Genomic DNA, 20737 nt, shown 5'->3' with positions numbered 1-20737 from the left:
GTTGGATTCATCAGGTGCTCCTCGCTTCGTCCGCGTCCCCCTCCTCCCCCGCTCCGTCGCGCGGGGTGATGCGCTCGATCGTGCGCAACCACCGTCGCTCGATCCCCTGGATCATGGCCCTCTCCTTCGTCGTCGAAGGGGTAGACATGCTGGTGCCCGTCCTGATGGGCCTGATCATCGACGCCGGGATCGTGCAGGGCAGCCTGCTGGTGACCGTCGGCGGCGCGATCGGGATCTTCGTGCTGCGCCTGCTGAGCACCTGGGCGTGGACGATCATGTTCGCGGCCAGCCAGCGCGCCCGCATGTTCGAGCGGCACCGGCTGCGCGTCGCCGTGACCGCTGCCGTCCTGGATCCGCGCTCGAAGCCCATCGAGCGCCCCGCCGGTGAGGTGCTGTCCATCGCGACCTCCGACGCCGACAAGGCCTCGGACGTCATGGACATGCTGCCCTGGGCGTTCCCGGCCACCACCGTGGTGCTCGCCGCCAGCGTCTGGCTCGCGATCCTCGATCTATGGCTGGGCCTGGCCACGATGCTCGGCATCGCCGTGATGGTGATCGTGGTGCGCGTGATCAGCCCGGTGCTGTCGGCCCGGTACGACGCCCAGCAGTCCAAGGCCGCCGACGCCGCGGCCACCGCGACCGACCTGGTCCACGGACTGCGAGTGCTCCAGGGTCTCGGCGTGCAGAGCCGGGCACGCGCCCAGTACCGCCGCCGCTCCCGCACCGCGCTCGACGCCGCCCTGGTCAACGCCCGTTTCTCGGGGGTCTCCAGCGGCCTGACCACCCTGGTCACCGCCGCGATGATGGCGGCCGTCGTGATCATCGCGTCCCAGCGCACCGTCGCCGGCGACATGACCATCGGCACGCTCATCGCGGTCGTCGGCGTGGCCCGCTCCAACATGGGCATGCTGCAGGGACTGTCGGGGCTGCCCGTGTGGTGGGCGAGCATGTCCACGTCCGCACGGCGCGTGCGGAACCTGCTGGCCGATCTCGGCCGGGAGGTCGATGATCCCGAGCTCGCCGTGGAGCGCCTGGCCCTGGCCCGCGATGAACGCGGCGAGCGGAGCCCCGGCGAGCGCCGGCCCGGCACCGGCGGCCTGCGACTGCGCGGATCCGGCACCGGCCGTCTGCGCGGGATCGAGCTCCTGGTCCCCGACGGCCGGGTCGTCGCGGTCGCCTGCGCGGACATGCGCGATGCCGAGGCGCTCATCGAAGCGATCTCCGGACGCACCGAGCTGGCCGAGGTGCTCCTGGGCGGGGACGAGGTCACGCGGGAGAACCGCTTCACCAATCGGGCGGATCTGCTGGTCGAGCCGCATGTGGTGGATCTGTTCGACGGCACCCTGCGTGAGCAGCTCGCCACGCGCGCGCCGGACTCGGTGCTCGCGCCGCCCCAGGACGGCTCCGCGCCCGATGCCTGGGCCGATGCGGCACTGCACGCCGCCGGCGCGGACGACCTCCTGCGGATCCTGCCCGAGGGCTACGACACCCGCATCCTGGACCGCGGCGCGAACCTCTCCGGCGGTCAGCGCCAGCGGATCGCGCTGGCCCGCGCCGTGGCGGCCGACGCCCCGGTGCTCGTGCTGCACGATCCCACCACCGCGGTCGACGCCGTCACCGAGCAGAGCATCGCCGAGGCGCTGGTGGCCGCGCGACAGCGTCCCGACCGCGCGACCCTGCTGATCACGCGCTCCCCCGCGCTGCTGCGGGCCGCCGACCAGGTCGCCTTCGTACGGAACGGCTCCCTGGCCGGCCACGGCGACCACGAGGACCTGATGGACCACGACGACTACCGGAAGATGGTGCAGCGATGAACGCGGACCTCAGCGTCGTCGACTGGGACGCCGATCCCGAGGAGCTGCTCGAGGCCGACGCCACCGCGCGGCGGCAGCTCGACGAGCACGCCCAGATCCTGCCGATCGCGACCATCGGTGCGGCGTTCGCCCATCTGGGCGGGCGGCTGCGCCAGTTCCTGGGCATGACGGTGCTGACCCTGCTCGTGGTCACGTGCGGCGCGGCCGCCGCGGCCTGGATGCCCCGCCTGATCGGTGACGCCGTCGATCTCGTCCAGCAGGGTGCGGGCTCCGATGCGCTGTGGCGCCAGGGCGGGCTGATCATGCTCGCCGGTGTCCTGCAGGCGGTGTTCTCCGCGCTGGGCTGGGCGCTGGTCAGCGGGCTCGGGCAGCGGGTGCTGGCCGGGATGCGCGAGGACGTGATCGACCGTGCGCTGGACCTCCCCGCCCAGAGCATGGAGGTCACCGGCATCGGCGACGCCCTCTCCCGCGTCGCCGACGACGTGGACGTGACCGCGCGCGCCGTCAACAACGTGGTGCCGAACCTGATCCAGATGGGCTTCTACGTCGTCGTCACCCTGATCGGCATGGTGACGCTCTCCCCCTGGCTGCTGATCCTGGTGGCGATCGTCGTCCCGATGTATCTGCTCAGCGCCGTCTGGTACCTCCGGCAGACCGCCCCCATCTACCGGCGCGAACGGGTGGCGATGGGGGCCCGTGCCCAAGGGCTGCTCTCGGCCATCCACGGCATCCCCACCGTGCACGCCTACGGCATCGAGCGCCGCGAGACCCGGCACGTCGCCGTGCTCTCGGAGACGGCGGTCGTGCTCGGCATGCGGGTGATGACGCTGGTGACCAAGCTGGTGAAGATCGTGGTGTGGCCCGAGAACCTCTCGATCGCCCTGGTGCTCGTGCTGGGCTACGCCATGGTGCACGTGGGCGGCGCCCCGATCGGTCTGGTCACCGCGGCGGCGCTGTACCTGATCAGCCTGCTCTGGCCGATGATGAACCTCATCTTCTCCCTCGACGACGTCCAGTCGGCGGCGGCGAGCCTGACCCGCATGGTGGGCGTCATCGAGGCGATCGATCCGGCCTCCTCCCCGGGCGACGAGCGACCGCTGGATGCCTCGATCAGTCTCGAGGGCGTCTCCCACGCCTATGGCACCGATGACGACGGCGAGGAGCGGGTCGTGCTGCGGCCCATCGATCTCGAGATCGCCCCCGGCGAGGTGGTCTCCCTGGTGGGAGCCTCCGGTGCCGGAAAGTCGACCCTCGCCTCGATCATCGCGGGCACCCTCGAACCGCGCCACGGCCGGGTGCTGCACGGCGGGGCGGACCTCACGCGCGCCGATATCGAGGCCGCCCGAGCGCATTCCTCGATCGTCAGCCAGGACGTCCACGTCTTCCGCGGCACGCTGAAGGAGGATCTGCGGCTGGCACGCCCCACCGCGACCGACGAGGAGCTGTGGGAGGCGCTGCAGCAGGTGGACGCCTCGGGGTGGGCCGAGCGCCTCCCCCGAGGTCTGGACACCGAGGTGGGTGAGAAGGGCGAGCGGCTCACGGCCGAGCAGTCCCAGCAGCTCGCGCTCGCGCGCGTCGCCCTGCAGGACCCGGCGGTGCTGGTGCTCGACGAGGCCACGGCCGACGAGGGCTCCTCCGGCGCGCGGGTGCTCGAACGCGCCGCGCTCGAGGTCGCGCACGGTCGCACCACGATCATCGTCGCCCACCGTCTCTCGCAGGCGATGGTGGCGGATCGGATCCTGATGATGGCCGATGGCCGGGTCGTGGAGCAGGGCACGCACGACGACCTGGTGGCGCGCGGTGGCGACTACGCCACCCTGTGGGAGGCCTGGGCGGGGTGAGCCGGGGCGTTCAGGAGCCGGCGCGCACCAGACCGGACTCGTAGGCCGCGACGACGAGCTGCGTGCGGTCGCGCAGGGCCAGTTTGGAGAGCATGCGCGAGACATGCGACTTCACCGTCTGCTCGGCCATCACGAGCTCGTCGGCGATCTCGCGGTTCGCGAGCCCCCGTGCCACGAGCAGCAGCACGTCGAGCTCGCGCTCGGTGAGGGCGTTGAGGCTGGTCGAGGCGCGCCGGTCCCGTGCGGGCCGTGCGACGAAATCGGCGATCAGGGCACGGGTCACGCGCGGGGCCAGCAGCGAGTCGCCGCCCGCGACGACCCGCACCGCCTGGACCAGCTCCTCGGGTGTGGAATCCTTGAGCAGGAACCCGCTCGCCCCGGCTCGCAGGGCGGCGAACACGTACTCATCGGCGTCGAAGGTGGTCAGCATGATGATCTTCGGTGGCGTACCCGGCATCGCGAGCACCGTGCGCGTGGCATCGAGCCCGCCCACATGGGGCATGCGGATGTCCATCAGCACCACGTCGGGCCTGGTCCGACGCACCACCTCGGTGATCCCGGCACCGTCCGCCGCGGTCCCGACCACCTCCAGCCCCTCCTGCGCGTTCAGCAGCGCTTCGAAGCCCCCGCGGATCATCGACTGGTCGTCGACGATCAGCACACGGGTCGCGGACTGCTTCGAAGGAACCATGGGGACACAGTATCCGCGCTCACCGGGAGGAGTCCTGAGTGTTCCTCGTCCCTGACCGCCACAGTCTGCGCCGCCTGGGCCATGACCTCGCGCTCGTGCTCCCCGGGCTCGCGCTCACCCTGCTCTCGATCGTGCTGCTGCTCCCGCTCGCCGCGGTCTCGGCGGCGCTCGCGATCGTCTGGATCGGCCTGCTCCTGTTCCCGCTGACCCTTTCCCTGGCCTCCGTCTTCGCGAGACTCGACCGCAGCCGTCTGCGGCGCTGGGGGCTCGAGATGCGGGAACCCAGGTACCAGGCGCGAGGGCGCGGCGCGACCGGGCTGCTGCGCCTGGTCACCGATCCACGGCGATGGCTCGACCTCGCCTTCGAGGCTCTCATCGCGCTCCCGGTGCGCGTGCTCACCGTCGGTGCGACCGTGGCCTGGGCCGCACTCGCCCTGGGCGGGCTGACCTTCTGGTTCTGGGGGCGCTTCCTCCCGGACTCCGGCATGCCGGTCCCCGGCCAGTGGGCTCTCGCGCTCGTGCTCGGTCTGGCCCTCGCGCTCTCGTTCCCGGCGATGGTCCATGCGCTCGCCCTGTTGGACATCGTGGTCAGCGCGCCGCTGCTGGGCGGCGCCGTCCCCGGGTCGCCTCGCCGCACGCCCTTCCCGTCGATCGCGGGCGGCGCCGTGGACACTCGGGTCCGCGAGGGGGCGTGGACCTGGATGACGGTCGCGTTCGTGAGCTTCGTGCTGGTGGTGGTCAGCTGGCCGGTCACGGCCGCCCTCTACGACGTGCACCCGGCGGCGGCCATGCTGGTCTCGATCGCGGCGGCGCTGGCCGGGCTGCTCGCGGTGCGCTGGCCCTGGGCGGGTCTGGCCCTGAGCGTGCTCGCAGCGCTGTCCATGATGCTCGTGACCGCCCCGGTGCAGGCCTCGCTCCCCTGGCCCTGGCCGGTGACCTCCCTGCTCGCGCACTGTCTGACGCTCACGGTGCTCGCGACCCTGCACCGCTGGTACTGGTCGGTGTCCGCCTGGTCCGGCGGCGCCCTCCTCACCCTGGTCTCCCTGCTGATCACCGAGCCGCGGATGCGCGCGGAGGAGGCGTTGCGAGACGTCACCACCAACGGTGTGGTGCTCGTGGCGATCAGCGGGGGCGTGGTGCTGCTGGGTCTCACCGTGCGCCAGTGGCTGCTGGTCAGCGGGCAGGTCGAGCAGGCGCAGACCCTCAGCGCCGATCAGGTGCGTCGGCGCCACGAGCTCGAGGAGCGCAGCCGCATCGCCCGTGAACTGCATGACGTGGTGGCCCATTCGATGTCCGTGATCACCGTGCAGGCCGGCACCGCGAAGTTCCGTCTGCCGGGCATGGACTCGCAGACCGAGCAGGAGTTCGAGGATATCGCCGCCTCCTCCCGGCAGGCGCTCGGGGAGATGCGTTCGCTGCTGGCGACCCTGCGCACCGACGACTCCCTCGACGAGATGCCGATGCCCGGGCTGGGCGACGTCCCCGAGCTGCTCGAGGCGAGCCGCGCCACCGGCGCCTCGATCAGCGCTGATCTGTCTCCGGCCGACGTACCGCCCACGGTGGGTCTGACCGCCTATCGCGTGGTGCAAGAGGCGCTCAGCAATGCGCTGCGCCATTCTCGAGGAGCCGCGATCAGAGTGCGCGTCGTCCCGTCGGCGGGGACGCTGCTGGTCGAGATCGCCAACACCGCTCCGGACACCGGTCAGGATCCGATCCCCGGCTCCGGGCTCGGGCTCGCGGGCGCCCGCGAACGGGTCACGGCGCTCGGCGGCACCGTCGAGGCCGGACCCAGCGCTGGCGGTGGATTCATCGTCTCGGCAGAGATCCCGATCGCCGACCCCCTACCTGGGTAGGGGGTGCATGTGCGCTCCGCAGGGGGACGCGCACCTGCCCCGTGGGCACCTAGCGTCATGTGCATGACGACCACAGCCGCACCTCGCCCCGTCCGGCCGCAAGCGGCCGCGCAGACCAGGGACTACTTCGAGCTGTCGCAACGGGTGAAGGACGCGGGGCTGATGGGCCGCAACGTCCGCTCGTACGTGCTGCGCACCATCCTCCTCGCCCTGGCCCTCGGCGGGGCCTTCACGCTGCTGTTCACCTTGGGGAGCACCTGGTGGCAGCTGGCCGTCGCCGCCCTGTTCGGGATCCTGTTCACCCAGGCCGCCTTCCTGGGCCACGACGCCGCGCACCAACAGGTCTTCTCCTCCGGGAAGCGCAACGAGTGGTTCTCCCGCATCATCGGCAACTTCGTGGTGGGCCTGAGCATCGCCTGGTGGACCCGCAAGCACAACAAGCATCACGCCAACCCGAACACCATCGGCCGCGACGGCGACATCGCCGCCGGCGCCCTGGTCTTCGTCCCCGGAGACGCCAGCGAGCGCACCGGCTTCATGGGATGGCTCGCCAAGCGTCAGGGATGGGCGTTCTTCCCGGTGCTGTCCCTGTTCGCCTTCGTCATGCACTACGAGGCGATCTCCGCAGTGTTCCGCACCGAGCGGGTCAAGCACCGCACCGCCGAGGGGGTCCTCGTGCTGACCCGCCTCATCGGCTTCCCGGTGATCGTCTTCGCGACCCTCGGCCTGGGCATGGGTGCCGCCTTCCTCGGCGTGCAGCTGGCCGTGTTCGGCATCTACATGGGCAGCTCGTTCGCCCCGAACCACAAGGGGATGCCGCTGATCCCGAAGGGCCTCGAGGTCGACTTCCTGCGCCGCCAGGTGCTCACCAGCCGCAACATCACCGGTGGGCGCCTGATGAACTGGGCGATGGGCGGGCTCGACCTGCAGATCGAGCACCACCTGTTCCCCCGCATGCCCTCGGCGAACCTGCGCAAGGTGCAGCCGATCGTCAAGGAGTTCTGCGCCGAGCGCGGCATCACCTATACCGAGACGAACCTGCTCCGCAGCTACGGGATCATCATCCGGTATCTGAACCGGGTGGGTCTCGGCCAGGCCGATCCCATGGACTGCCCGCTCGCCGCTCAGCTGCGCGGCGCCCCGCTCCCCGGCTGATCCGGCCGGCGCCGGTCCTCCGGCGCAGTGATCCCTCCGGCGCGCGCGCCGGGTCCTTCCTCGGCTGCGGGGAACGGCGCGTCGCCCGGTCGCCCGGGAACGACGCGGTATGGTCGCCCCATACGCCTACCCCTTCACGGGCAGAGCAGCCCCGGCCCGGTGGCCGGACGGTACGGGGCGTCCGTGGAGGCCGACCCGGCCGGGATCACCACCATGTCTTGCACACCGCGCTGGTCGCCCGGCGACCAGGTGACCTGGACCTACTACACCTCTCAGCACCCCACCCGCACCGTCCGCCCCGGCACCGTCGTGCTGGACGACGACCGCGGGGTGGCCGTCTGGATCGCGCCCGGCACCGAAGTGCTGCTGCCGGTGCTCGAATCCGGTGCCGCCCTGCGCCGCGCCGGCGACGAGGGGATGTTCACCGCGCCCCGACTGCAGTCCAAGCAGCTGTGGACCGGCAACGGGATCCTCATGATCGGCCTGCCGGACAAGCCCTACTCCATCTGGCTGTTCTACAAGGACGACGGCTCGCTGGGCTGCTACTACATCAACCTCGAGACCCCCTACGAACGGACCGAGGAGGGCGTGCGCACTCGCGATCTGGTGCTCGACCTCGTCGTGCTGCCGCGCCGGGACTGGCACTACAAGGACGAGGACGAGCTCGAGGGCGCCGAGCGCACCGGCTACTTCAGCGCCGAGGAGATCGCCTCGATCCGGGCCGCCGGCCGTGAGGCGGAGCAGCACATCGCCGAATGGACCTACCCCTTCTCCGCCGGCTACGAGTACTTCTTCCCGGACCCCTCCTGGCCGCTGCCCACACTGCCGGAGCACTACACCTGGGATCTCGACCTGACCCGACGGTGAGCAGGCGCCGGCGAGAGCGCGGGCGCAGCAGGAGGACTCAGGAGAGCTGCTCGGCGAAGATCTCCGCGAAGCGCGTTTCCGAGGCCAGGAGCTCCTCGTAGGTGCCCGTCTCCACGATCCGACCGTGCTCCAGCACGTGGATGCGGTCCGTCCCGCGCAGTGTCCAGGCCCGGTGGGAGACGACGATCGTTATGTGCTCGGCGGCGGTCTCCCGCAGCTGGGCGAACACCTCCTGCTCGGCCTCGGCGTCGATCGCGGACGTCGGCTCGTCGAGCACCCGGATGCCAGCGCCCCGCAGATGGATGCGGGCCAGGGCGATCCGCTGCCACTGCCCGCCGGAGAGCCCCACCCCTCCGAACTGAGGCCCGAGCATCGTGTCGAGGCCGGTGGGAAGAGAGCGCACCAAATCTCCGGCCTGTGCATCGTCCAGGGCCCGCCAGACATCGTCGTCGGCCACGCCCTCCTGCGGAGAGCCCAGGGCCACCGCATCGCGCACCGTCATCTCGTAGCGGCCGAACTCCTGCGTGACCAGACCGAAGCGGCCCAGGCGCTCGGCCATGGTGAGTGCATTCGCGTCGGCGCCATCGATCTCGACCGCTCCGGAGTCGGGCAGGACCGTGCCCATCAGCGCGGAGACCAGTGTCGTCTTGCCGGCGCCGTTCACTCCCACCAGCGCGACCATCTCGCCGCGGTCGGCGCGGAAGCTCGCCGCCCGCAGAGCGGGGGCCGGCGCGCCGGGATAGGTCACCGTGACATCGCGCGCCTGGAGCGAGGAGACCCCACGGACGACAGTCTGCGGCGTCGACGCCCCTCCGAGCTCCTCGACCTCGCGGAAGCGCCGGACCATCGGGGCCACGGTGATCACGTCGCCGAGGGCGAATCCCGCGCTCCGGGTGGCCTGGAGCCCGGCGATCACACCGAGCACACCCGCGCTGAGGCCGGCCGCCCCCGCGCCGTCGAGCAGCACCGCGAGCAGCGCCCCTCCGAGCAGTACTGCGGTCGCGACACCGCCCAGGAGGTCACCGCGCAACAGGGCTGCGTAGATCCGATCGTTGATAGAGGCGAAGCGCGAGTGCGCGGCGTGTGCTGCCGCGGCGACCTTCCCGCCCGTCCCGAGCGCTGCGAGGTCGGCGCCGGTGCGAGCGTCGACGAGTTGGTCGAGCAGGTAGCGGAAACGGGCGCCGTGCGTCGCCGACTCGGCGAAGCGCGAATCCTGCATGCCCGCGGCCCACGCAAAGATGATCAGGTTGGGCACCAGGGCGAGGACGACGAGTCCGGCCGCGAGCGGCGAGAAAGGCCAGATCGCGGCACCGAGGGCCAGCGCCGCCAGGAGTGCCGACAGAGCGCTGATGATGGATCGCGGCCCCCGGGAGAGGGCGAAAGTGCTCTCGCGCGTCCCCTCCAGCAGTGCGTGGATGCTCGAGGCGGCGAGCTGGCGAGGACCGAGCGTAGAGGCGATTCGGGCGAGGCGGGAGTTCAGAGCCGACATCAGGCGCAATCCGGCACGCTGGCCCACCAGGTTCTCCGCGCTGCCGAGGACCTCGCCGGCACCCACCAGAAGGGTGAGGAGGACCAACGGCACCAGTGCCGTCCTCATGCCCTCGTCGACTGATTCCACGAGCCACGCCACCGCACGCACCTGGGCGGCGGGGACGAGGGCCAGCACGGTGGACGTGGTGATCGTGAGCAGAAGCCAGCGGGGGCTGGTTCGCGCGGCCTCGCGCAGGCTCCAGACCGCGCCCACGAGAATGCTGCGAACCCCCAGCGGTCGAGCAGGGGCAGGATCCTCGTCGCGGGCCATGGTGGAACCCTACCCACGGGATACGGCGCTGTCCTGGAGTTTTCTCGCCCGCGACCGCAGATCCTCCCGGATTCGTCACGGATCGTCCGGTCGAGGGTGGCAGGATGGCCCGATGGCATTCGAGAACCTCACTCGCGACGAGGCCCGCAGCCGCGCCTCGTTCCTCAGCACCGATTCCTACGACATCCGTCTGGACCTCACGACCGGTCCGGAGACGTTCCTCACCGAGACCACCCTCCGCTTCTCCTCCAGCTCCGCGCAGGAGACCTTCGTGGACCTCATCGCGAAGGCGGTGACCGAGATCGAGCTCAACGGCGAGCTGCTGGCCGAGCCCGCCTCCCGCTTCGACGGTGCCCGCGTTCGCCTTCCCGCCCTCGCCGAGGGCGAGAACGTCGTGCGCATCCTCGCCGAGGGCACCTACATGAACACCGGTGAGGGGCTGCACCGCTTCGTGGACCCGGTCGATGACGAGGTGTATCTCTACACCCAGTTCGAGGTCTCCGACGCACGCCGCATGTTCGCCTGCTTCGAGCAGCCCGACCTCAAGGCCACCTATCAGCTCACCGTGACCGCGCCGGACCACTGGCGGGTCATCTCCAACGCCCCGACGCCGGCACCGACCCCGGCCGGTGCGGGTTCAGCGACCTGGGTCTTCGACCCCACTGAGCGGATCTCCACGTACCTCGTCGCACTGATCGCCGGCAACTACCAGGGCGGCACCGGCGAGGTCACCACCCGTGACGGGCGCACCGTGCCGATGGGAGTCTTCGCCCGGGCCTCGCTCGCCGAGCACGTCGACGCGCAGAACGTCATCGACGTAACCGCAGCCGGCATCGACTTCTACGAGGAGGCCTTCGACCAGGACTTCCCGTTCCGCAAGTACGACCAGGTGTTCGTACCCGAATACAACATGGGCGCGATGGAGAATCCCGGGGCGATCACGTACGTGGAGTCCTACGTGTTCCGCTCCGAGGTCTCCGACGCCGTGCGCGAGCGCCGCGACCTCACGATCCTCCACGAGCTCGCCCACATGTGGTTCGGCGACCTGGTCACCATGCGCTGGTGGGACGACCTGTGGCTGAACGAGTCCTTCGCCGAGTACGCCTCGACGCTCGCGAGCGCCGAGGTCACCCGCTGGACCGACGCCTGGACCACCTTCGCGCTCGCTGAGAAGGTGTGGGCCTACCAGCAGGATCAGCTGCCCTCGACCCACCCGATCGTCGCCGACATGGTGGACCTCGAAGCGGTGGAGACCAACTTCGACGGCATCACCTACGCCAAGGGCGCCTCGGTGCTGCGCCAGCTGGTGGCCTACGTGGGCCGGGACGAGTTCTTCGCCGGCGTGCGCGCCTACTTCGTGAAGCACGCCTGGTCCACCACCGAGCTCTCGGACCTGCTGTCCGAGCTCGAGGCGACCAGCGGTCGTGACCTGACCTCCTGGTCGCGACTGTGGCTGCAGACCGCCGGGGTCAACACCCTGCGACCGCTGATCGAGCGCGACGAGGACGGCACGGTCCGCCGTTTCACGATCGAGCAGACCGCCCCCGAGGAGCACCCGACGCTGCGCCCCCACCGTCTGCAGGTGGGCGGCTTCACGCTGCAGGACGGCAGGCTCGCCCGCACCACCACCGTGGAGATCGACGTCGACGGCGAGCGCACCGAGGTGCCCGAGCTGGTCGGCGAGCGCGCGGACCTGTGGCTCGTCAACGACGGCGATCTCGCCTACGCGAAGATCCGCCTGGACGACGCCTCCCTCGCCGTCACGATGGAGCACCTGCGCGATCTGGACGACCCGCTGGCGCGCACCCTGCTGTGGTCCTCGGCGTGGGACATGGTGCGCGACGGAGAGCTGCCCAGCCGTCGCTACCAGCAGCTCGTGCTCGCCCACATCACCGGGGAGCAGTCCTCGTCGGTGAACCGCACGCTGCTGCAGCAGCTGGAGTCGGTGGCCGGGCCGTACGCCAGCCCCGACCAGCGCGTGCTGCGCACGGCGACCGCGGCGAGCGCTGTCTGGGAGCTCGCGGAGGCCGCCGAAGCCGGGTCGGACGCACAGCTGCAGTTCCTCGAGACGTTCGCACGCCTCGCCCGCACCGAGGCGCACCGCGAGACCCTCGAGGGCCTGCTGGGCGGTTCGATCACGCTGCCCGGCCGCACGATCGACACCGACCTGCGCTGGAAGCTCGTGATCTCCCTCGCCGTGCTCGGCGGGATCGACGTCGCCGGCATCGACGAGCAGCTCGCCTCGGACGACACCCAGTCCGGCCGCAAGAGCGCCCTGACCGCGAAGGCCGCGCTGCCCACCGAGGTCTCCAAGGCGAAGGCCTGGCGCCGCACGGTCGAGAAGGACACGCTCGCCAACGAGTCCATCACCGCGGTGATCCTGGGCTTCCGCCGAGTGGTCGACGAGTCTCTCCTCGCCCCGTACCGCCAGCGCTACTTCGCGATGATCGGCCGGGTGTGGGCGGAGCGCTCGAACGAGATCGCCAACCGTCTGGTGGCGGGCTACTTCCCGTCGTCCTACGGCGGCCAGGGCGTGCTCGACGACGCCGATGCCTGGCTCGCCGATGCGGAGGAGGCGCCCTTCGGCCTGCGCCGCCTGATCATCGAGGGTCGCGACACCGTGGCCCGGCAGGAGCGCGTGCGCGCCGCGGACATCGGCTAGGACCCACCGGACGCCGACGGGCGCCGTGCTCCCCTGGGGAGCGCGGCGCCCGTCGGCGTCCACGAGGGCTCAGGCGTCGAGCGTCTCCTCGAGCAGCGGCACCATCTTCTCCACGGCGAACTTCGTCGAGAGCACGGAGCCCAGCGAGTACGCCGAGGACAGGTCCCCGCCCAGGACCAGCGCGCGGCCGTCAGCGACCGCAGGGATCTGCTGCCACTGCGGGTCCTCGCTGATCTCCGTGGCGTCGAGGTAGATCGGGAAGGCCACGATGAGATCGGCATCGTAGAGGTCCAGCTGCTCGGCCGAGATGTCGACGGAGAATCCGGTGGCGGAAGCCGGCAGCTCCGCGATCTTCGGCGAGAGGACGAAGCCGAGGCGCTCGAGGAACTCCACGCGCTCGGTCCCGTCGATGTAGGCGCCCCAGCCCTCGGAGCTGCGCGTGGCCGCGGTGACCGTCTTCCCGGCCCAGTCCTCGTGCGCGGACGCGGCCTCCCGGAATAGCGAGTCGACCTCTTCCTGCAGGGCCTGGGCGGCGTCGGGGACGCCGAGCGCCTGGGCGATCATCGTCAGCTGCTGCTCGGGGGTGGTGAGGTAGTTCTCGCCGCCCTCGGGGACGCCGATCGTGGGGGCGATCTGGCTGAGGCGGTCGTAGCGGTCCTGCTCCCCGGAGCTCTTCACGTCCAGGATCAGGTCGGGCTTCAGCGCGGCGATCGCCTCGTAGGAGGGTTCGAGGGTCTCGATGATCGTGGGGGCCTCGCTGTACAGACCCTCCGCCCAGGGGCCGACGCCCTCGCCGCCGAAGGCGAGCCAGTCCGAGGCGCCGACCGGCTCGACGCCGAGCGCGAGCGCGGTCTCCGCGTCGCCCCAGCCCAGCGCCACGACACGCTGAGGCGCCTGGTCGACCGTGATCGCGCCGAAGGCCGTCTCGACGGTGGCCGGGAAGGTGCCGCCCCCTGCGTCGCCCGCCGCGGTGCGCTCCGCGTCGGGAGCGTTCTCGGAGTCGCTGCACGCGGCCAGTGCGAGGGTGGAACCGGCCACGAGGACGGTCAGGAGTGAACGGCGAGGGATCATGATGGGTGCTCCGTGAGGTGAAGGGCGGCCCCGACTGGACCAAAGGTCAGGCTACCCTTACCGAACACGGGGTCGACAGAGCCCTCCTCCCCTCCGAAAGCAGATTGTGACCGGACGCTCACCCCTCGCCCCGCCGCGCTCGCGGACCGGGGCCTCCGCGCTGCGGCCGCGGCTCGCCGCCGCGACCCTGCTCGCGCTGTGCGCCCTGCTCCTGTTCAGTGCAGCCAGCCTGTACGTCGGCTCGCGCCTGGTGTCGCCGACTGCGGTGAGCGGGATCCTTGTCGATGCCCTCACCCACCTCGGCTCCGACCAGACGTCGCTGCAGCGCGCCGCCGCTCTCGACCTGCCGGTGCAGGACTATTCGGCCGTGGTCGATCTGCGCCTGCCGCGCACGGTGATCGCCCTCGCCGCGGGCGCCGCGCTCGGGCTGGCCGGGGCCCTGATGCAGGTGCTCACCCGCAATCCGCTCGCCGAGCCCGGCATCCTCGGGGTGAACGCCGGCGCCGCCTTCGCGGTCGTCCTCGTGATCGTGCTGCTGGGCGTCTCCTCCCCCGTGCTCTTCGTCGGCGCGAGCCTGCTCGGCGCCCTGATCGCCACGCTCGGCGTGTTCATGATCGGCACGCTGGGCGCCGGGGTGATCACGCCCGAGCGGCTCACCCTCGCCGGTGTCGCGCTCGGTGCGGTGCTGGCGGGCCTCACCTCCGCCTTCCGGTTGTCGAACCCGCGGGAGTACTCGATCCTGCTGGTCTGGGAGAGCGGCGATCTCTCGCAGCGCGGATGGGAGACCGCCCTGCCCGCGCTCCCCGTGGCCGCGCTCGGGCTCGTGCTCGCGCTCGCCCTGGCCGGCCCGATGAACGCGCTCTCCCTCGGGGACGACATGGCCGCCTCCCTGGGCGCTGACGTCCACCGCACCCGACTCCTCCTGGTCCTCACGATCACGCTGCTCGCCGGTTCCGCGACCGCCCTGGCCGGCCCGATCGTGTTCCTGGGGCTGATGGCACCTCACGTCGCCCGCTGGGTGGTGGGACCGGACCAGACCCGACTGCTGCCGCTGGCCGCGCTGCTCTCCGCGGCGATCATGGTGCTCGCCGACGTCCTCGCCCGCGTGGTGGTCTGGCCCGGCGAGGTGCCGGTGGGCGTGGTGAGCGCACTGATCGGTGCGCCGGTGCTGATCCTCCTGGTCCGACGCCGACGGGCGAGCGGGCTGTGAACGCACGGAACCCTGCCCCGCAGTCGGCGCCCGCGCGGACCGCCGTGGCCTCGGCCTCCGCCCCGGTGCTCACCGCCCGACGTGCTCGGCGGCGTCTCGTCACCGTGGCGCTGAGCGTGATCGCCGTGGCGCTCACGCTGCTCGCGCTGTCCCGCGGCGATTTCCCGCTGACCCTGCCCGAGCTGCTGCAGGCGCTCGCGGGACGCGGCGGCTTCGCGAGCACGATCGTGCTGGAGTGGCGGATGCCACGAGCCCTGGCGGCCCTCGTGTTCGGCGCGGCCCTGGCGCTGTCCGGAGCGATCTTCCAGACCCTCACCCGCAACCCCCTGGGCTCCCCCGACGTGCTGGGCTTCTCGACCGGTGCGTACACCGGCGTGCTGCTGCTGACGCTGGTCGCACCGCCTGCGCTGGCCGGGACCCTCGGCGGGGCCGCGAACACCCTCGGCGCCCTGCTGGGAGGGATCGGCACCGCCGTGATCGTGTACCTGCTGGCCCGCCGCGACGGCGTGCAGGGGTTCCGGCTGATCGTGGTGGGCATCGGCGCCTCGGCGATGCTCAACGCCCTGAACGTGTGGATCCTGCTCCAGGCGCAGGACGAGGTCGCGATGGCAGCGAGCATGTGGGGCGCGGGATCGCTCGCGCTCGTGGACTGGGCCGGCATGCTGCCGGTACTGATCCTGCTGGTGGTCGCGGTGCCGGGCCTGTTGCTCTGCGTCCCGGTCATGCAGCAGCTCGAGCTCGGCGACGACATGGCCTCCGTGCACGGCGTCTCCGTGGAGCGCACCCGGCGCCGGATCCTGCTGCTGGCGGTCGTGCTGGTCGCGGCCGTCACGGCGCTGTCCGGACCGATCGCCTTCGTCGCGCTGTCCGCCCCGCAGCTCGCGAAGCGCCTCGTCGCGGGGACGGGCATCCCGCTCGCGGCGAGTGCTGCGATGGGGGCGGTGCTGCTGTCCGGTGCGGATCTCGTGGCCCAGCACGTGCTGCCCACGGATCTGCCGGTCGGCGTCCTCACGATCGTCCTCGGTGGCCTCTATCTCGTCGGACTGCTGCTGGCCCCTGCTCTCCAGGCTCTGCGCACCGGGGGGCGTTATGGTCGGGACCATGCCTGAGGAGACCTTCGAACTCGGACCATTTCTCGCCGATCCCGGCACCGACCAAGCACTGAGCATGATGGATTCCCTGGTGCGATGGCTGACCAGCAGCGGAGTGCTGATCGTGGTCATCCTCGTCGCCGCCACGGCCGCCAGCATGGTCGCCAGCTGGCTGCTGCGACGGTTCTTCCGCACCATGGCCGATTCCGGCACGAAGCTCTCGAGCGTCGCCGGGAGCGTCGTCAAGCGTGATGCGCGTGCCCAGAAGGCGGCGCAGGCGCGGCGGGAGCAGCGGGCCGAGACCCTCTCGAGCGTCGCCCGCAACGTGGCGCACCTGATCATCTGGGCCGTGGCACTGGTCATGATCCTGGACAAGATCGGGGTGAACATCGCGCCGGTGATCGCCTCGCTGGGCGTGATCGGCCTGGCGGCCGGCATCGGTGCCCAGACGATCATCAAGGACGTCGTCGCCGGCATCGTCATGCTCTTCGAGGACATCATCGCCGTGGGCGACTACGTGGACCTCGAATACGCCGAGGGCACCGTGGTGGGCATCAACCTGCGTGTCACCCAGGTGCGCGGGGTCGACGGAGTGCTGTGGACGGTCCGCAACGGCGAGATCGTCCGCACCGGCAACTACTCCCGCGGCTTTTCCAATGCCGTCGTGGTGCTGGACATCGACGCGGGCGCCGACGATCGTGCGGTGACCGACGTGCTCACCACGGTCACCGAGCAGCTCGCGAAGGATCCCGACTGGACCGATGTGCTGCAGTCCGCCGCGTCGATCAGTGGCATGCTCGATATGGACGGCAACCGCTACCAGCGGCGAGTGATCATCCAGACCGCTCCCGGTGAGCAGTGGGGCGTCGAGCGCGAGCTGCGCGGCCGGGTTCGGGCGGCCTTCACGGACGCCGGCATCGGCTTCGCCCTGCCCCGCTTCACCGAAGCCGTCCAGTCCTGATCCGACCTCCGAGCCCCACCAGGAGCCCTCGATGACCACAGCGCGCGACCAGATCAGCTTCTACGAGGCGGTGGGCGGCCACTCCACCTTCGAGACGCTGGTGGACCGCTTCTACGACGGCGTCGCCGAGGACCCGCTGCTGAAGCCGATGTATCCCGAGGACGACCTCGACGGTGCCCGGGTGCGCCTGTGCACCTTCCTCGAGCAGTACTGGGGCGGCCCCAAGACGTACGGCGAGACGCGCGGCCATCCCCGTCTGCGGATGCGCCATGCGATCTTCCCCGTCTCCCCCGCGGCGCGGGACGCCTGGCTGCACCACATGCGCGTGGCGATGGACTCGCTCGAGCTGCCGCCGCTGCATGCGGAAACGTTGTGGGACTACCTCGAGCGCGCCGCGCATTCGCTGGTGAACACCGTCGACGGCGGCGAGGCCCCCGCATCCGGGCGGACCATCCCGGACCACCTCACCTGAGCTGTCCCGCCGAGCACGCCTGACGACCTCAGTCCCGAAAGGTCAGCGGCTCGCCCTGGAACTGCTGCAGCTCGCTGCGGGTCTGCCCGTCCAGCCGCACGGGGGCGCCTGTGGCGGCGTCGACCATGACGACCACGGTGCGGGCACGGGCGTAGGGTCGCTCCCCCTCCGGGTCGTCCCGCGTGAGGACCAGGTAGTCCACGCTCAGACTGGCTCCGCCCAGCCGGGACAGCCACAGCCGCACCACCGCGCCATCACGACGGTGACTCAGCGAACGCACGTACTCGATGCGCTGCGAGGCGATCACCGTGCTGATCGATGACCCGGCGCCGCCTCCCGGAAGGGCCGCTGCGGGGGCCGGGGCGCCGAGCGCGACCTGGTCCTCGGGCGCGGGCCAGAAGGCGCCGATGCGGGCCTCCTCGAGCAGCCTCACGATGGCGGCGTTGTTCACGTGCCCGTAGGCGTCCAGATCCGTCCAGCGGACGGGGACGTCGATGTCGAGATGACGGGCATGCGGGGTGTGAGCGGTATCTGCCATGGTCAGCATCGTAGGGCGTTCCGGCCCAGTACGATCGATGCCATGACCGGAACCCCCTGTGACCCCGCCGCCGTCGCCGCGGGCCTGATCGATCTGCTGGACGTGCGCGAGATCGTGGTCGACCCCGCCTTCGCGACCCCCGCGACGGTCGCGGCCTACGAAGCGGACTCCTCGCCGCAGCCGGGCGGGCACGTGTTCGGCGGGCAGGTGATGGGGCAGGCGGTGGCCGCGGTGGGCCGCACGGTGCCCGAGGGCCGACGCATCCACTCGATGTACTCCTACTTCCTCGCCCCCGGAGACCCGGGGCACCCGATCCGTTTCCAGGTCGACGCGCTCCGCGACGGCAACTCCTTCTCCGTGCGCCGGGTGCTGGCGACGCAGCCCGGGCGCACGCCCGAGGAGGCTGAGCGGACCATCCTCGCGATGACCGCATCGTTCCAGGAGCAGCAGGACGGGCTCGAGCACCAGGAGCGCGCTCCCGACGCTCCCGATCCCGAAGGGCTCCCCACCACCGCGCAGGTGCTCGACGGCATCGACCATCCCGTGGCCCGCTACTGGGCCACGCAGCGCCCGATCGACATCCGCCATGTCACCGATCCGATCTACCTGCGCCCGGATCCCGCGTCCGACGCCGCGGACACCCAGATGGTGTGGATGCGCACCCTCGCGCCGGTCGAGGCCGATCCGCTGCTGCATGACGCGATCCTCGCCTTCGCGAGCGACTACACGCCGTTCGAGCCGATCCTGCGCCGGCAGGGCCTGAGCTGGATGACGCCGGGGCTGCGCATGGCCACGATCGATCACGCGATCTGGTGGCACCGCCACGTCGACGCCAACGAATGGCTGCTGTACGTGCAGCGTTCCCCGTCGGCCGCCGGCGGTCGCGGCCTCACCCACGGCCAGGTGTTCGACCGCGCCGGGGATCTGGTCGCGACGGTCACCCAGGAGGGCATGATCCGGGTGAAGGACCGCACCTGATCCCTCAGCGCGGGTGCCTGCGCGGGGGCAGTGCTGAGAAGCGGCGCTGACCGGCTCACCCCATCGCGGCGCGTGCCTCGTCCTGAGCCTTCGGAAGGGCGTCCTCGGCGCTCGAGGACCCGGTGAAGATCTCCGCGATGAGCGGCAGAGCAGCCCCCGTGCCCTCGGCGGAGCGGATGCCGTGCTCCGGGAGCGCGACCTCGTCGGGCACCGACTCCAGCGCCGAGACATCGACGCCCTCGTCGGTCCAGGCCTCCTGCCAGGCTCCGTGCAGTTCGCGGTGCGCCGGGATCCCGACCCGGTTCTCGACCAGCGGCCGCTGGCCGTCGATGCCGCCGAGCCAGGTGAGCAGCTTCTCGATCGCCGTCCGACGGTCGTCGTCGTCCGGATCCACGCCCACGGCAGCGACGGCGTGCACCAGAGGCCGGGAGCCATCGGGGCCGGCGACCACCGGGTGGACGCTCCACTCGAAGGCGTCCTCGATGCCGCCTGCGAGGGCATGCAGGTCGTAGGTGCCCGTCTGCAGCAGGCCGAGCTTCCCCTCGAGGAACAGGCTCTGGCACAGACCCGCGTCCTCGACGGTCTCCTTCCCCGCGGGGGCGAGATGCTCCGACGCGAGATCCGCGAGGTACTGCACGGCGCCGATGCCCTCCTCGGAAGCGAAGACGAACTTCCCGTCCTCGTCCTGCCAGGTGCCGCCGTGCCCGGCCACGAAGGGGCCCAGCACGGCCGAGCGGTCCACGTGCGCCCCGAAGCCGAAGGCGGTTCGGGACGCGGCGTCGAAGTCCTCGTCCCCCGGGTGCAGGCCCTCGCCGTCGGTCGTGATCTCGCGGGCGAGGTCCCGCAGCGGATCGCTCGAGGCGCCGGGGTCGAAGGCCAGCGCCGAAGGGTCTCCGCCGGCGTCGGCGACCAGCTCGTCCTGGGCGATCAGGATGCTCTGGTCCCAGAACTGGGGCACGCCCCAGATCCCGTCCTCGAGGCGGTAGAGGTCGGTGGCGACGTCCTCCCACTGGGAGACCAGCCTCCCCAGCGGCTCCCCGACCTCGAGCAGCTGGCCGCTCTCCTGCGCCTCCGCAAGGTTGGCGGTGTTCATCCACAGCACGTCCGGCAGGGACTCGCCGGCGATGTCCAGCGGCAGCTGCTTCCAGTAGTCGTCCCAGACCATCACCTCGACGTGCACCGCGATGCCGGTCTCTTCGGTGAACGCCTCCAGGGAGTCCTCGTAGGCGGAGGCCGCAGCGTCGTCCCACACCCGCATGCGCAGCGCCTCGGCATCGTCGATCTCGACCGGCTCGCCCCTCGAACAGGCGGCGAGGGTGCCGGAGCCTGCCAGGCCGAGCGCGGCGGCGGAGACGAGGAGCTGACGACGGGTCGGCACGAGGGCAGGACCTTCCGATCGGGATGTCTGGCGGTTCAGGCGGTGGCGACCGGCCCGAGCTCTGCGCGGCGGGCGAGCACCGCGTGCTGCGGAGTGACCCGCACCGAGCACCCCACCACACCGGACCCCGTGAGCGCGAACCGTGCAGCCCAGCGGTCGCCATCCCCACGCAGCAGCGGGACCGGCGAGGGGACCTCGTTCTCCCCGTCCCGCTCACTGTGCCGGCACGAGCAGCGCTCATAGCGGCCGTGGAGCGCGGCTCCACGGCCGATGGTGCGCGATCCGGGACGCTGTCCAGCCGCGTGCCCACCCGGACGCTGATCACCCGGACGCGGAGCACCCCGCGGCCCGTCC

Annotated in this window: 16 protein-coding genes; 11 read left to right on the top strand and 5 right to left on the bottom strand. The window is 71.2% G+C overall.

The genetic code is table 11. From position 1 onward, the window contains the following. Positions 1–14 precede the first annotated feature (14 nt). Positions 15–1814, top strand: a complete 1800-nt coding sequence (locus CIK81_RS06690) for an ABC transporter ATP-binding protein (protein ID WP_241964050.1) — start codon at positions 15–17, stop codon at positions 1812–1814. Beyond that, positions 1811–3655, top strand: a complete 1845-nt coding sequence (locus CIK81_RS06685) for an ABC transporter ATP-binding protein (protein WP_096164166.1) — start codon at positions 1811–1813, stop codon at positions 3653–3655. The genes CIK81_RS06690 and CIK81_RS06685 overlap by 4 nt, the downstream gene beginning before the upstream one ends. Positions 3656–3665: 10 nt before the next feature. Here the strand turns inward: CIK81_RS06685 and CIK81_RS06680 are convergent, their stop codons facing one another. Further along, positions 3666–4346: a response regulator transcription factor gene (locus CIK81_RS06680; protein WP_096164165.1), complete on the bottom strand. Its 681-nt coding sequence runs from the start codon at positions 4344–4346 to the stop codon at positions 3666–3668. 38 nt (positions 4347–4384) lie between these two features. On the opposite strand from CIK81_RS06680, the gene CIK81_RS06675 reads away from it, so the two are divergent. The 3 genes from CIK81_RS06675 (at position 4385) to CIK81_RS06665 (ending at position 8221) form a co-directional block, all read left to right on the top strand. After that, positions 4385–6199, top strand: a complete 1815-nt coding sequence (locus CIK81_RS06675) for a histidine kinase (RefSeq protein WP_114312379.1) — start codon at positions 4385–4387, stop codon at positions 6197–6199. Positions 6200–6262: 63 nt separating this feature from the next. Further along, entirely contained in the window at positions 6263–7354 is a 1092-nt protein-coding gene (locus tag CIK81_RS06670; RefSeq protein WP_114305523.1) for an acyl-CoA desaturase, read from the top strand. Positions 7355–7567: 213 nt separating this feature from the next. Further along, positions 7568–8221: a DUF402 domain-containing protein gene (locus CIK81_RS06665; protein ID WP_158541953.1), complete on the top strand. Its 654-nt coding sequence runs from the start codon at positions 7568–7570 to the stop codon at positions 8219–8221. Positions 8222–8258: 37 nt separating this feature from the next. Here CIK81_RS06665 and CIK81_RS06660 read toward each other — a convergent pair whose 3' ends face one another. Beyond that, positions 8259–10022, bottom strand: coding sequence for an ABC transporter ATP-binding protein/permease (locus CIK81_RS06660; RefSeq protein WP_114305405.1), 1764 nt, complete (start codon positions 10020–10022; stop codon positions 8259–8261). 112 nt (positions 10023–10134) lie between these two features. Between CIK81_RS06660 and pepN the strand changes: the two genes are divergently transcribed. Next, on the top strand, positions 10135–12684 hold the full coding sequence (gene pepN, locus CIK81_RS06655) for an aminopeptidase N (protein WP_114305407.1): 2550 nt from the start codon (positions 10135–10137) through the stop codon (positions 12682–12684). A gap of 69 nt (positions 12685–12753) precedes the next feature. Here the strand turns inward: pepN and CIK81_RS06650 are convergent, their stop codons facing one another. After that, positions 12754–13755 carry an iron-siderophore ABC transporter substrate-binding protein gene (locus CIK81_RS06650; protein ID WP_096164160.1) on the bottom strand — a complete coding sequence of 334 codons (1002 nt, stop codon included), beginning with the start codon at positions 13753–13755 and terminating at the stop codon, positions 12754–12756. A 106-nt stretch (positions 13756–13861) separates the two neighbouring features. Between CIK81_RS06650 and CIK81_RS06645 the strand changes: the two genes are divergently transcribed. The 4 genes from CIK81_RS06645 to CIK81_RS06630 are packed head-to-tail and all read left to right on the top strand — an operon-like array spanning position 13862 to position 17489. Next, a complete protein-coding gene (locus CIK81_RS06645; RefSeq protein ID WP_241964049.1) occupies positions 13862–14965 on the top strand; it encodes an iron ABC transporter permease in 1104 nt (367 codons plus the stop codon). Continuing rightward, positions 14962–16074 carry an iron chelate uptake ABC transporter family permease subunit gene (locus CIK81_RS06640; protein WP_114305410.1) on the top strand — a complete coding sequence of 371 codons (1113 nt, stop codon included), beginning with the start codon at positions 14962–14964 and terminating at the stop codon, positions 16072–16074. The genes CIK81_RS06645 and CIK81_RS06640 overlap by 4 nt, the downstream gene beginning before the upstream one ends. Next, complete coding sequence (locus CIK81_RS06635; protein ID WP_096164157.1) at positions 16067–17017, top strand: mechanosensitive ion channel family protein; 951 nt, start codon at positions 16067–16069, stop codon at positions 17015–17017. Before CIK81_RS06640 ends, CIK81_RS06635 begins: the two co-directional genes overlap by 8 nt. Before the next feature lie 31 nt (positions 17018–17048). Beyond that, positions 17049–17489: a globin gene (locus CIK81_RS06630; protein ID WP_096164156.1), complete on the top strand. Its 441-nt coding sequence runs from the start codon at positions 17049–17051 to the stop codon at positions 17487–17489. Between the two features lie 28 nt (positions 17490–17517). On the opposite strand, the gene CIK81_RS06625 is transcribed toward CIK81_RS06630, so the two are convergent. Further along, on the bottom strand, positions 17518–18027 hold the full coding sequence (locus tag CIK81_RS06625; protein ID WP_176485552.1) for a thioesterase family protein: 510 nt from the start codon (positions 18025–18027) through the stop codon (positions 17518–17520). A 42-nt stretch (positions 18028–18069) separates the two neighbouring features. Between CIK81_RS06625 and CIK81_RS06620 the strand changes: the two genes are divergently transcribed. Beyond that, a complete protein-coding gene (locus CIK81_RS06620) occupies positions 18070–19005 on the top strand; it encodes an acyl-CoA thioesterase II (RefSeq protein ID WP_096164154.1) in 936 nt (311 codons plus the stop codon). A 55-nt stretch (positions 19006–19060) separates the two neighbouring features. Here CIK81_RS06620 and CIK81_RS06615 read toward each other — a convergent pair whose 3' ends face one another. Beyond that, entirely contained in the window at positions 19061–20383 is a 1323-nt protein-coding gene (locus CIK81_RS06615; RefSeq protein WP_158541952.1) for an ABC transporter substrate-binding protein, read from the bottom strand. Positions 20384–20737: the final 354 nt, after the last annotated feature.

The sequence above is a fragment of the Brachybacterium sp. JB7 genome (genome assembly GCF_003335205.1).
Taxonomy (GTDB): domain Bacteria; phylum Actinomycetota; class Actinomycetes; order Actinomycetales; family Dermabacteraceae; genus Brachybacterium; species Brachybacterium alimentarium.
Note: the sequence above shows the minus strand (reverse complement) of the source record. Positions and strands in the feature narration are given on the sequence as shown.